The organism is Paraburkholderia sp. BGA-UO-ETr-F12 (genome assembly GCF_059567945.1).
The window spans coordinates 135,412-148,592 of sequence record NZ_JCAQOZ010000061.1; the positions used below are offsets into that span (position 1 = coordinate 135,412).

Genomic DNA, 13,181 nt, shown 5'->3' on the forward strand with positions numbered 1-13,181 from the left:
TGCTGCGTCGCGGCATCTCTAAACAGCCTCACGGCCTTACTGGCTTTACCTTGGCGGCATCAGCACTAAAACCTAGGGAATACACCTAGCGCCTAATATGTAGTTTTTGTACCTTCTTCTGCAATCAGATATAGTCCACGCATTCTTCAGCATAGTGCGAGTTTTCCGATGATGCTGTCTCAGGTGGAAGAGATGCGCGACCAGTTGCGTCCGTCCGAGCGCAAGCTGGCCGACTACGTGATCGAAGCGCCGCGCGAGGTGCTCGATCTTTCGATGACCGAGGTGGCCGCACGCGCGGGCGTCAGCCAGCCGACCATCGCGCGGTTCTGTCATGCACTCGGATTTTCGGGTTTCCGCGAGTTCAAGATCCGGCTCGCGCAGGGCATTGCCGCGGAAGTACCGGCTGTCTATCGCGACGTGCGGCCGGACGAGCCGGCGCCGGGCGTTGCCGCGAAGGTGCTGGACCGGACCATCGGCGCGCTGATCCAGGTGCGCAACAATTTGTCGTCGGACAGCGTGGCGGCGGCGATCGAATTGCTGGCCCACGCACGGCGAATCGAGTTTTATGGCGCGGGGGGCTCGGGCATCGCCGCGCTGGACGTGCAGCACAAGTTCTTCCGCCTGGGAATGCCGAGCGTCGCGTATTCGGACCCGCATACGTTTTTGATGTCGGCCGCATTGCTTGGAGAGGGCGACGTAGTGGTGGCGATCTCGAACACGGGCCGCACACGCGACATCGTGGACGCGGTGAAATCCGCGCTTGCAACCGGCGCCAAGGTGATTGCGATCACACACGGCAACTCGCCGCTGGCGCGACTGGCTACGGTTGGCCTGTTCGCCAACGTCGACGAAGACACGGATATTTTTTCGCCGATGACCTCGCGCGTCTCGCATCTCGCGATCGGCGATATTCTGGCGGTGGGGGTGGCACTGAGCCGGGGACCGGAGTTGGTGGAAAAAATGGCGCAAGCGAAGGAAGTGATCACCCGGCGGCGGATCGATCCGGGCGCTTAGTCGAGCTGCGTCACGCGCCAGTAGCCTGGTTTGCGCGGCAACCGGCGCAGCATCTGTCTGTCGTTCTCGAATCGGCGTGCAAAACAAGACGGGCTCCCTAATGGGAGCCCGTCTTGTTTCTACTAAAGTACAACGCGATGGCTAGGGCTGGCTGGCGAACCGCGGCCCACCGACACCGCTTCTCGCCATCCTCACCGGCTTACCACTGGTACGACGCACCGACACCGTAGGTCGTGTCGGCCGCGCTGATACCCGCGCCTACCTTTACCTTCAGGTTCGCGTTGATACGCGCCGAAGCACCAATCGCCGCAGCCTGATAACCCTTGTAGCTGCCACCTGCCACACCGACCGCCAGGGTCTTGCCCGGATCGACTTCGGGAATCATCGTCAACGCAGTAGCTGCTGCCACGCCGCTGTAAGCATTGCGTGCCACCGCGCCCATGCCGGACTGGAACTGGCGCATGTTCACGGCGTCCGTCGGCGCCTTACCGTCGGCGACATTCGTGATGCGTCGCTCGTTACCCGGCGAACCGACCGACACGGTGTTCGCCTGATCGGCCACCGAACCCGCGCCGAGCGCAACCGAGTTGTCCCCGCTGGCTTGCGAACCCGCACCCATCGCCATCGAGCCGCTGCCGCTTGCGTTCGCGCCGCTGCCCATGGCCATCGAATTATCACCGCTCGCCTGTGAACCCCCACCCATCGCCATCGAACCGCTGCCAGTCGCGGCGGCCGCTGGTGCGCCGCCGTTATCGATCGACATGCCGGCGGCGCCGGTGGTCTGATAGTTCTGCACAGTCTGATTCAGATCGGAGATCTGTTGATTGGTGTTCCACAATTGCGCGCCGGTCACGGCGTCCGTGCTGGTCGCCGACAGTTCGGCATCCTGCAGGTTGCTCAGCTTGACCTTCGACGCGCTGTCCATACCACCCAGCGTCACCTTGTCATGCGCGGCGGAGTCATACTGCACCGCGTTCGCGACCGAACCGCTGATCGTGCCGACCGTCGATTGCAGGCTCGCGATGTCCGAGGTGTTCTGACTGACGCGGCCGTCGATATTGCTGATCGCCGCGCCGACGTTGTTTACCGTCGTACCGCCCACGCTGTAGGTCGGCGCCGAAATCGTGCCGTCTGCGTTGACGATCGAACCGCCACCCAGTGCGGACGCCGTGCTGCCTGCATTCGCGTACAACTGCGAACCGTTCACCACGTCGCTGCTCGATGCATTGACCGCGCCCGCTGCCACGCCGGTCACAACGCGATTTCCAGCGGTGCCCGCCATGCTGATGCGCAACCCATCAGTGCTCGCGCCAACGCGCAGATCGCGCGACGTGCTGTCCTGCGTGACCATGCCGATGCTGCCGGTATTGATCTGCGCGGTCAGCGACGACAGATTGGTGTCCAACGCGTCCAACGCGCCGCCGACGGTGGTCTGCGTGCCGCCCTGCATGTGGTACGTCGGGCTGATGATCGAGCCGTCCGCGTTCACCTGCGCGCCGCCGCCGAGGGCTGCCACGACCGGGCTCAACTGACCAAGATTCACGGCCGAACCAAGGGTCGTCCCGGCTGCGACGCCGAGCAGTTCACGCGCACCCGCTGTGCCGGCGAAATCGACGTGAGTACCGTCCGTGTTCTTTGCGACAGTCAGATCGCGTGTCGTCTGATCCTGTTGCACGAGACCCAATTCGCCGCTGTTGATCTGGTTCGTGATATTGGTCATCGAGCCTTCAACGTTCGTGACACGCGAATCGATGCTGGTGATGTCGCCGGCGTTTTTCGTGATATCGCTGGTGTTCTGGGCGATGTCGCTCGTGTTTTGCGCGATCGCGGCGGCGTTCTGCGCGACATTCTGATTCGTCGTGTAAAGCTGCGAACCATTAACTGCATCGGTGCTGGATGCAGAAAGAACACCGGCCTTCAGGTTCGTGATCGACGTACCCGTCACGCCGCCGCCCAAGGTCAATACATCCTTCGTGTTGTCGTCATACGCGACGAAGGCGTTGGTCACATTGCCGCTTGCGTCAGTCGACAGACCCGCTGCCTTCAACTGCGCAACGTTGACTGCGTCGGTGTCGGCGATACCGGTTGCCACGCCCTTCAACTGGCGTGCGCCGGCGGTGCCGGCAAAGTCCACGGTCGTGCCGGCGGTCGCGTTCGCGACAGTAATTTTATGGCTCGTCGCATCCTGTTGCACGAGGCCTACCGATCCGCTGTTGACGTTATTGACCGTCGTATTGAGCGTCGTGATGGCGCTTGCATTCTCCGCGATATCGCTGGTGTTCTGTGCAATAGCGGCGGCATTCTGCGCGACATTCTGGTTCGTCGCGTAGAGCTGCGAACCGTTCACGGCATCATTGCTCGACGCGGTGAGGCTACCGGCGGCTACACCTGTCATCACACGATTGCCAGCCGTGCCGGCCACGCTGATCTGTGTGCCGTCCGTCGCCGCACCTACGGTCAGGTTGCGCGAAGTCTGGTCCTGCTGCACGAGACCGAGTTCACCGCTGTTGATCTGATTCGTGATGTTCGTCACCGAGCCTTCGACAGTTGACACACGCGAATCGATATTCGTGATATCGCCGGCGTTCTTCGCGATGTCGCTCGTGTTTTGCGCGATCGCGGCAGTGTTTTGAGTAATGTTCTGGTTCGTCGTGTACAACTGCGAGCCGACGACGGCATCGGTGCTCGATGCAGACAACGCGCCGGCTTTCAGATTCGTGAGGGTCGTGCCAGCCGCGCCGCCGAGCGTTACCTTGTCCTTCGTGCTGTCGTCATATGCCACGAACGCGTTCGTTACGTTGCCCGACGTGTCCACGTTCAGGCCCACTGCCTTCAGCTGCTTCAGGTTCACCGCGTCCGTGTCCGCCGTACCGGCTGCCACGTTCACGATCTGGCGCTGCGCCGTTCCAGTACCGACTGATACAGTATTTGCACGATTCGCCACCGAGTTGGCGCCCAGCGCCACCGCGTTGCCAGCCGTAACCGATGTATTATTGCCCAGCGCAACCGAGCTGGCCTGCGTTACGCTCGCACTCGCGCCCAGCGCAATACTGTTGACGCCGCCCGTTATGCTTGCGTTGGCCCCCAGCGCCATGGCGTACGTCGAAGTCGTGTCTACTGCAGCCGAAGTGCCAAGGGCAATGGCCGATCCAGATGCCGCTTGGGAGGAATTACCAACCGCAACGGCATTGCCGTCCGAGGCACTGGCCCCAATGCCAACTGCCATGCTCAGGTCGGACGCTGATGCGCTCGCGCCCAATGCCACGGACCTGCCTTTCGCTGATGCGCCGTCACCGACCGCCAAGGTCGACGCATACGACGTTGTCATCAGCGCACTCGCCCCACGCCCAATTGCGATGCTACCGCCGCCAGTCGCTGTGCCGCCGGGACCGATCGCAATTGCTTCGCCGGTCACCACGGAGTCTGCACCGGTGGAGTTCACATGAAAATACTTGATGCCGCTGCCATTGCTAATGCTATTGACGGTGTTGCTGAGGTTCGTCACGTTCGTGTTCGTCGCGAACAGTTGTGAGCCGTTCACCGCATCCATGCTCGTTGCGCTCAGCGCGCCCGCGTTCACGTTCGTGATCGTCGTGCCTGCCACACCGCCGCCCAGGCTGATCTTCGCCTTCGTGCTGTCGTCGTATGCCACGAAAGCGTTCGTCACGTTACCCGACGTGTCCGTCGTCAGCCCCGCGTTCTTCAACTGCTTGAGGTTGACCGCCGCCGTATCTTGCTTACCGGCTGCCATATTAACGATCTGCCGCTCGCCGCCTACCGTGCCCACCGAAACCGTACTCGCAACGCTAGCCACCGAACCACGACCAAGCGCGATCGAGTCGGTAGCACTAGCCGTCGCGTAGGCGCCCAAGGCAGTTGCGTTGTAACTCGCGCTCGACACGGCTCCCACTGCTGTAGCGTTGGTCTGACTAGCGGTCGCATACGCACCCGCCGCGAAAGTGCCCGTCGACAATGACGTTGCCCCCCGACCAAGCGCAACACCGTTGTATAGGCTTTGCGAGTCTGCGCCCACAGCCATTGCACCGGTATAGGCGTTAGAACCCGCAAAAGCGTTCTGACCAATGGCAATCACGCCATATGCCACAGTCCCATCGGATGCCGTCTGCGCATTAGCACCGATTGCAATCCCACCGCCCCCACCGACAGACGCATTGTCCGTTCCATTGCCAGCCCCGTTCACTTGCACGTACGCGGAATTCATCGCGGTCGAGCCATCCGTCAGCTTGAACAGCTGCGCACCATTCACGGCGTCCGTGCTGGTTGCCGAAACAGCGCCAGCCATCAAATTCGTAATTTTCGTGCCAGATGCACCGCCAAGGCTAACTTTGGCCTTCGTGCTGTCGTCATAAGCAACGAACGAATTCGTAGCGTTGCCGCTGGTGTCCGTCGTCAGGCCTGCTGCCTTCAACTGTGCAACGTTCACGGCGTCCGTGTTCTGCGTACCCGCCGCCACGTTCACAATTTGACGTTGTGCAGTCGTCGAACCGACCGAGACGGTGTTAGCGCGGTCGGCAACCGTATTGGCGCCCAAAGCAACCGAATTGATTCCGCTTACAACTGCGCCAGCGCCCAAAGCGACAGCGTTGGCAGCCTGAGCGATCGCCGTCGCGCCGACGGCGATCGCACCAAGTTGCGAGGCCTGCGCCGCGTCACCGATCGCGATGGCTGAATTTGCCGAGGCGGATGCCGCGGAGCCAAGCGCGACCGCAGCAACTCCCGAGGAATTAGAGTCCACACCAATAGCTGTAGCAGCGTTGGCCGCGGCAGTGGAACGCACACCGACTGCCAGTTGATCGTAGTCGCCGGAACCCTTGCCTGAAACTGAGGTGCCAGCACCAGCCCCTCCCGCCGTCGCAGATGATCCGATGGCAATAGAACTCGTCCCGGTAGCCTTAGTGCAATTGATCGCAGCTGCGCCGTCGATTGCAATATTGGAGTCGAAAGAGCTAGTTGTGCAGCCGCCTATGGCTGTCCCCGTTGCAGCAAAAGCATCCGCAGCGCCTCCCGTCGCGAGCATCGCCAAAACTAGCGCTATCTTGCTCGAGCTTTTCTTGCCACGACTTCTCGCCCGTTCCGGCGCAGCGACATAGGTGCCAGTAGCTTCATTCCATACGCTTTTATACGACTTGTTCACGTTTTCATCCTTCCTGATAACAGGATCTGTGTTTGAAGAGGCGCGTACCAGGAAATCTGCATACGTCAGCCGGTGACAGAAGGATTGAAAAAGTGGTCGTTACGATAAGAATTCTCGGACCATCCCATTAATCCTTCCGGGATGACGTCAATGTAGGATTTATCTGTCGGACGATGAATCAGATGACTCTTAAACCAGATTGGTCTGTAAGAGGATTCACTTGGTGATAAACATGAGATTGATGAGGTAGCGCCGCACCGAGTGTGGAGACTCAGAACTGTCAACGCCAGGCACAGCTGCCTCAAGCAACAATTGACGCGCCATTGGCCCTGCATGCGGATTCAGATAATTCTGAACGCATCGGTCAAACGCATTGCGAAATTCTTGGGATTAATAGTTAGCGTAGAAACGCGCCAACCCGGAATCGCCGACGATCAGATAAAATCGCCAGGATAAATGGTCACGAAGTGGATTTCAGCGCGACTAATACATGCCGCACGAAATCATTCATAACCCATCAAAAAATAAATAAGAGATTTCTTATTCTTAAAACGGCTTGATCACCACCAACGCCACCGCAGCCAACATCCCCAGCACGGGTAGTTCGTTAAACATTCGATACCACTTGTCCGTGCGCCTGTTCTCGCCGCGCTCGAACGTCCGCAGCAGCACGCCGCAATACGCGTGATAGATGATCAGCAGTACAACCACACCCACCTTCGCGTGGATCCAGCCTTGCCCGCGGCCAATGCCTACCGCGAGCCACAACCATAGTCCGCAAGCCAATGCGGGCACCGCGATGAACGTCATGAAGCGGAACAGTTTGCGCGCCATGGTCAGCAGCCGCGCCGTTGCAGCGGGCTCCGTTTCCATCGCCAGATTGACGAAAATGCGCGGCAAGTAGAACAGGCCGGCAAACCAGGAGGCAATCAGAACGATGTGAAACGTCTTTACCCAAAGCATCAGCGATCCTTGTTCAAGCTTTTGCAACGTGTCGATGGCGTACCAAGTCGGCCGCCGGTCGGCGCACTCCCGGAAAAATGCGCCCGTTAGCGGTAGCTCTTTTCCACCGCCAGTCCGCCGCCGGCCCGTTACCGCCTACTGCCGACCCTCACCGTGCCCAAGCACAACATACTTCAGCGACGTCAGCCCTTCCAGCCCCACGGGCCCACGCGCATGCAACTTGTCGTTGGAAATACCGATCTCCGCGCCGAGCCCGAATTCAAAGCCGTCAGCGAAACGCGTCGAGGCGTTCACCATGACACTCGCCGAATCCACTTCACGCAGGAACCGCATGGCGCGATCGTGATCTTCGGTGACGATCGCATCCGTATGATGCGAACTGTACTCGTTGATGTGTTCGATCGCCGCGTCGAGGTTGTCGACCACCTTGATCGCGAGCACCGGGGCGAGATATTCGGTGCGCCAGTCTTCTTCAGTGGCATCCACCAGCGGACCGACACCCGCGTCAGCAAGCACCGTGCGCGCCGCGGCATCTACTCGCAGCTCGACCTCTTTGTCACGATACAACTTGCCCAGCGGCGGCAGCACGTCGGCGGCAATGCCGCGCGCGATCAGCAGCGTTTCCATCGTGTTGCAGGTGCCGTAGCGATGCGTCTTGGCGTTGTCGCAAACGGTCAGCGCCTTCGCAATGTCGGCGCGATCATCCACGTACACGTGGCAGATACCGTCGAGGTGCTTGATCATCGGCACGCGCGCCTCGTTGATCAACCGCTCGATCAAACTCTTGCCGCCGCGCGGCACAATCACGTCGACGTATTCGGTCATCGTAATCAGCTTGCCCACCGCAGCCCGATCCGACGTAGCCACCACTTGCACGGCGTCCTGCGGCAAACCCGCGGCCTCCAGGCCTTCGCCGATCAGCTTCGCCAGCGCGGTGTTGCATTCGAGCGCCTCCGAACCGCCGCGCAGAATCGTCGCGTTGCCCGACTTCAGGCACAACGCGGCGGCGTCGATCGTCACGTTCGGACGCGATTCATAAATGATGCCGATCACGCCGAGCGGCACGCGCATCTGACCGACCTGGATACCGCTTGGCCGGTATTTCAGATTGCTGATCTCACCAATCGGATCGGCCAGCGCGGCGACTTGCCGCAAACCTTCGACCATCGTCTTCAACGCCTTGTCCGACAGCGTTAAGCGATCGATAAACGCAGCGTCGAGACCTTTGTCGCGAGCGCGAGCGACATCGCGCGCGTTGGCATCTTTCAACAACGCGGCGTCGCGCTCGATCGCCTCGGCAACGGCCGCGAGCGCAGCATTCTTCGCCGCAGTCGACGCACGTGCCATCGCGCGCGAAGCGTGGCGGGCGCGACGACCGACGTCGGTCATGTACTGGTCGATATCCATGGTGATTCTCGTGATGCCGCGCACATCGAGGTGCAGCGGACAGGCAGAATTAGCAAAAAGATGAAACGATTGTAAGTCGGGTGGCGCAGCTTTGCTTGTCACGTGGGCGAGTGGCTGAGATGAGATCCTTAGCGCCGCCGACGTCGATCGCCCAGTTCAGACGGGCCTTCGCACCGGCGCAATTGCCGCCGAACGAGGCCGCGGCGGCGGCACAGGCGCCGCTTTGGACGGCGAAGCCACCGTCATCGCCAGCTCAAACAGACCGTCCCAAGGATCGGGCGGCGGATCGTTGCGATGATTGCCCGGCGTGCCGCCCGACAATCCCTTCACCTGCCGATCCAGCCGCGCTGCCAAAGCGAGCGCCTTTTCAAGCGCGCTTTCCGTGACGCGCGACAGCGCGGGCCCAATCAGCCGTTCGCGCGGACCCCAGACACGGTTCTCACGCACCAGCATCGCAAGCGGCTTGCCGGCCGCGACGCCGCGCTTGATCCGCAACAACGTCCGCACTTCTTCAACAACCGCCCACAGCACCAGCACCGCAGCCTCGCCTTCGCCGCGCAAGCCGTCGAGCATGCGCGATAAGCGGCCGACGTCACCCGCCAGCATCGCTTCGTTCAGCTTGAAAACGTCGTAACGGGCGACATTCAGCACTGCATCCTGAATCTGTTCAAAGCTCAACGATCCCGCCGGATACAGCAGCCCGAGCTTCTGGATTTCCTGATGCGCCGCCAGCAGATTGCCTTCAACCCGCTCAGCAATGAACGCCAACGCGCGACGCCCCTCTTCACCGGCCACAACTCGCTGGCCCTGCGCCGCAAGCCGCTGGCCGACCCAATTCGGCAACTGCGCACGCTCCACTGGATCGATTTTCAGCGCTACGCCGGCATCGGACAGCGCGGTGAACCACGCGGACTTTTGCGTCGCCGCATCAAGCCGCGGTAGCGTGATCATGGTCAGCACGTCGTCATTCACGGCGGCGGCAAGCGCCTTCAGCGCATCCGCGCCTTCCTTGCCGGGCTTGCCCGACGGAATGCGCAACTCGACCAGTTGGCGGTCGCCGAACAGCGACATCGACTGACTCGCGCCCAGCAACGAACTCCAGTCGAAGCCGCGCTCGACGGTGAACACCGAACGATCGGTAAAACCGGCCGCGCGCGCCGTTGCGCGAATCCGGTCGCACGCTTCCTGCGCAAGCAGATGCTCGTCGCCGTACACAACGTACAGTCCGGCGAGTCCCTTGGCGAGATGCGCTTCGAGCGCGTCAAGTCGCAGTTGCATGGCTACCGATCGGGGTGGTTGATTAAGTACATAAGCTAACGCGTGACGCTCACAACGGCGGCGGCGGCAACGGCGCGCGCGGCGCAACCCCCGGCACCTGCTGATCCGGTGCCGGATGCAGCGAGCGCACCAGCGACAGACGGCGCGTGAGCTGGTCGATCGCGTCGTTCTCCATGTCCGCGAACAGAATATCGGCTTCGGCGGCCTTGGCCTGCGAGTACTGATCGCTATAGGTCATTGCACGGTTCAGCGCGATTACGCTTGGCGGAATCAGCACCGTACCGTCCTTGCCGACCAGCGAGTAGGTCATCGAGAGATTAATCGCATACTCTTCAACGACACCGAGCGAATTCAGCGTGAGCGAATTGACGCCGCGCCCTTCGGTGATTTGCAAGGTTGCGTCGGCATTCGCGACGGAACTGACCACCACCGTGTCGCTGCCGCCCTGCACGATGCGGGTCAGCCGCGCGCCGGCCGCTGCCGAACCGCCGGAGATATAGAGTCGTTTGAATGCGTAGTCCTGCTGGCCGCGCAGCTGGAAGCCGCAGGCGGACAACATCAGCACGCTGCACACCAGCGTCAATAACGATCTGCGAGTCACATTGGCTCCTGGTTCGCAGTAGATTCCGCAGCGAGAGACAAGCACTGCCGCAGGCGGCGGCGCTTGTCTGCTGTCATGTCCCGGTGGGCTGTCAAACTGTCAAAGGGCTTCAAACGACCACGTTCACCAGACGGCCCGGCACCACGACGATCTTCTTCGGCGCCTTGCCTTCGCTGAACTTCCCGACCGCTTCATGGGCGGCGGCGAGCTGTTCGATCGCTTCACGCGTCGCATCTTTCGCCACCGTGAGCGCGCCACGCACTTTGCCGTTCACCTGCAGCACGAGTTCGATTTCGGCCTGTTCCAGCGCCTGCTCGTCGACCTTCGGCCACGCTGCGTCGAGCAGCGAGCCAAATTCGTCGGCGTAACCGAGTTCCTGCCACAACTGGAAGGTCTGGTGCGGCACGACCGGATACAGCACGCGCAGCAGCACGCTGTACGTCTCGCGCAGCACCGCCGGTTGCGCGCTCTTCGCGCTGTCGAGCGCGTTTAGCATCTTCATCGCCGCCGACACCACCGTGTTGTATTGCAAACGCTGATAGTCGAAGTCAGCCTGCTTCAGCACGCTGTAGATCTCGCGACGCAATACCTTGTCGACTTCGCCGAGTTGCGCGGGATCGATCGTGCCGCCGGCACGCAGCGCGGCTTCGTTCGTGTGACCGAAACCCCATACGCGACGCAGGAAGCGGCTCGCGCCTTCCACGCCCGAACCCGACCATTCGAGCTGCTGCTCGGGCGGTGCGGCGAACATCACGAACAGACGCGCGGTGTCCGCGCCGTGCTGATCGATCAGCAATTGCGGATCGACGCCGTTGTTCTTCGACTTCGACATTTTTTCGACGCCGCCGAGCACCACCGGCTGGCCGTCCTCGTTCAACACGGCGCCAACCGGGCGGCCCTTGTCGTCGAACGAGACGGTGACGTCGGCCGGGTTGTACCAGGTCTTCTTACCCGCTTCGTTCTCGCGGTAATAGGTTTCGTTGAGCACCATGCCCTGCGTGAGCAGGTTTCTGGCCGGCTCGCCGAATTTGATCAAACCGAGGTCGCGCATCACCTTCGCCCAGAAGCGCGAATACAAGAGGTGCAGAATCGCGTGCTCGATGCCGCCGATGTACTGATCCATCGGCGCCCAGTAGTCGGTGCGCTCGTCGACCATGGTTTTCGCGTCCGGCGCCGCATAGCGGTAGAAGTACCAGGACGAATCGACGAAGGTGTCCATCGTGTCGGTTTCACGCTTCGCCGCGCCGCCGCAGGTCGGGCAGGTGCAGTTCACAAACGCTTCTGACTTCGCGAGCGGATTGCCCGTACCGTCCGGCACGAGGTCTTCGGGCAACACCACCGGCAGATCTTTTTCCGGCACCGGCACGTCGCCGCAGGTCGGGCAGTGAATGATCGGAATCGGCGTGCCCCAGTACCGTTGGCGCGACACGCCCCAGTCGCGCAGACGCCACGTGATCTGCTTGTCGCCGAGGCCAAGTTCCTTCAGGTCGGCCGCAATCGCATCGACCGCCTGGGTGTAGTTCAAGCCGTCGTACTTACCGCTGTTGACGAGCGTGCCGTCCTTGTCGCCGTACCATTCCTGCCAGGCATCAGTCGAGTAATCCTTCCCTTCAACAGCGACCACCTGCCTGATCGGCAGGCTGTATTTCTTCGCGAACGCGAAGTCGCGTTCGTCGTGCGCGGGCACCCCCATCACCGCGCCCTCGCCGTAGCTCATCAGCACGTAGTTGCCGATCCACACTTCGACCTGTTCCTGCGTCAGCGGATGCGTGACGGTGAAGCCGGTGGCCATGCCCTTCTTTTCCATCGTCGCCATGTCGGCTTCAGCGACGCCGCCGCGCTTGCATTCTTCGATGAAGGCCTGCAGTTCCGGCTTGTCTTGCGCGAGACGCGTGGCGAGCGGATGCTCGGCGGCGACCGCGCAAAAGGTCACGCCCATGATCGTGTCGGCGCGCGTGGTGAACACGCGCAGCAGCTTCTGTTCGCCGTCGATTTCATACGGGAAACCGAAGTTCACGCCGAAGCTCTTGCCGATCCAGTTCTGCTGCATGATCTTGACGCGCTCGGGCCAGCCGAGGCCTTCGAGGTCGTTCAGCAACTCATCCGCGTACTGCGTGATGCGCATGTAGTACATCGGGATTTCGCGCTTTTCGATCAGCGCGCCCGAACGCCAGCCGCGGCCATCGATCACCTGCTCGTTGGCGAGCACGGTCTGATCGACCGGATCCCAGTTGACGGTGCCGGTTTTCTTGTACGCGATGCCCTTTTCGAGCATCTTCAGGAACAGCCACTGGTTCCACTTGTAGTAATCGGGGCTGCAGGTCGCGACTTCGCGCGACCAGTCGATCGCGAGGCCCATCGACTGCATCTGCTTCTTCATGTAAGCGATGTTGTCGTAGGTCCACTTCGCCGGCGGCACGTTGTTCGCCATCGCAGCGTTTTCCGCCGGCATGCCGAACGCGTCCCAGCCCATTGGCATCAACACGTTGTAGCCGTTCATCCGCAAATAGCGGTACATCACGTCGTTGATCGTGTAGTTGCGCACGTGCCCCATGTGCAGTTTGCCCGACGGGTACGGCAGCATCGAGACGCAATAGAACTTGGGCTTATCAGTGGTTTCCGATGTCTTGTACGCGTCGATGGCGCGCCATTGCCCTTGCGCGGCGGATTCGACGTCGGAGGGAACGTATTTTTCGTGCATGGTGTGATGGAGTCGCTGGTTCGGTGCTTTCGCACCGGCCGCTTTGGTGCTCTGCTGGATGA

At 61.2% G+C, this 13,181-nt stretch carries 6 protein-coding genes and 2 pseudogenes; 1 reads left to right on the forward strand and 7 read right to left on the reverse strand.

Features of this window, described 5'->3' with window-relative positions; translation table 11 throughout:
- The first annotated feature begins 168 nt into the window (after positions 1 to 168).
- On the forward strand, positions 169 to 1,014 hold the full coding sequence (locus AC57B6_RS29805; RefSeq protein WP_028196407.1) for a MurR/RpiR family transcriptional regulator: 846 nt from the start codon (positions 169 to 171) through the stop codon (positions 1,012 to 1,014).
- 199 nt (positions 1,015 to 1,213) lie between these two features.
- On the opposite strand, the pseudogene AC57B6_RS29810 reads toward AC57B6_RS29805, so the two are convergent.
- The 7 genes and pseudogenes from AC57B6_RS29810 to leuS all read right to left on the reverse strand — a co-directional run.
- Positions 1,214 to 5,737 (reverse strand): annotated as a pseudogene (locus AC57B6_RS29810) (beta strand repeat-containing protein); the annotation flags it as partial.
- Between the two features lie 309 nt (positions 5,738 to 6,046).
- Positions 6,047 to 6,169, reverse strand: a pseudogene (locus AC57B6_RS29815) (ESPR domain-containing protein); the annotation flags it as partial.
- A 546-nt stretch (positions 6,170 to 6,715) separates the two neighbouring features.
- Complete coding sequence (locus AC57B6_RS29820; RefSeq protein ID WP_252888437.1) at positions 6,716 to 7,132, reverse strand: CopD family protein; 417 nt, start codon at positions 7,130 to 7,132, stop codon at positions 6,716 to 6,718.
- A gap of 135 nt (positions 7,133 to 7,267) precedes the next feature.
- Positions 7,268 to 8,539 carry a glutamate-5-semialdehyde dehydrogenase gene (locus AC57B6_RS29825; protein ID WP_178369248.1) on the reverse strand — a complete coding sequence of 424 codons (1,272 nt, stop codon included), beginning with the start codon at positions 8,537 to 8,539 and terminating at the stop codon, positions 7,268 to 7,270.
- Between the two features lie 156 nt (positions 8,540 to 8,695).
- Positions 8,696 to 9,817, reverse strand: a complete 1,122-nt coding sequence (holA, locus tag AC57B6_RS29830) for a DNA polymerase III subunit delta (protein WP_281664236.1) — start codon at positions 9,815 to 9,817, stop codon at positions 8,696 to 8,698.
- A gap of 49 nt (positions 9,818 to 9,866) precedes the next feature.
- On the reverse strand, positions 9,867 to 10,418 hold the full coding sequence (locus AC57B6_RS29835; RefSeq protein WP_046567748.1) for an LPS-assembly lipoprotein LptE: 552 nt from the start codon (positions 10,416 to 10,418) through the stop codon (positions 9,867 to 9,869).
- Positions 10,419 to 10,527: 109 nt separating this feature from the next.
- Complete coding sequence (gene leuS, locus AC57B6_RS29840) at positions 10,528 to 13,119, reverse strand: leucine--tRNA ligase (RefSeq protein ID WP_496422699.1); 2,592 nt, start codon at positions 13,117 to 13,119, stop codon at positions 10,528 to 10,530.
- Positions 13,120 to 13,181 lie beyond the last annotated feature (62 nt).

Bases quoted from the DNA above. Each gene is read 5' to 3' on its own strand.
- AC57B6_RS29805 (WP_028196407.1), top strand. From the start codon at position 169: ATGATGCTGTCTCAGGTGGAAGAGATGCGCGACCAGTTGCGTCCGTCC.
- AC57B6_RS29820 (WP_252888437.1), bottom strand. From the start codon at position 7,132: ATGCTTTGGGTAAAGACGTTTCACATCGTTCTGATTGCCTCCTGGTTT.
- AC57B6_RS29825 (WP_178369248.1), bottom strand. From the start codon at position 8,539: ATGGATATCGACCAGTACATGACCGACGTCGGTCGTCGCGCCCGCCAC.
- holA (WP_281664236.1), bottom strand. From the start codon at position 9,817: ATGCAACTGCGACTTGACGCGCTCGAAGCGCATCTCGCCAAGGGACTC.
- leuS (WP_496422699.1), bottom strand. From the start codon at position 13,119: ATGCACGAAAAATACGTTCCCTCCGACGTCGAATCCGCCGCGCAAGGG.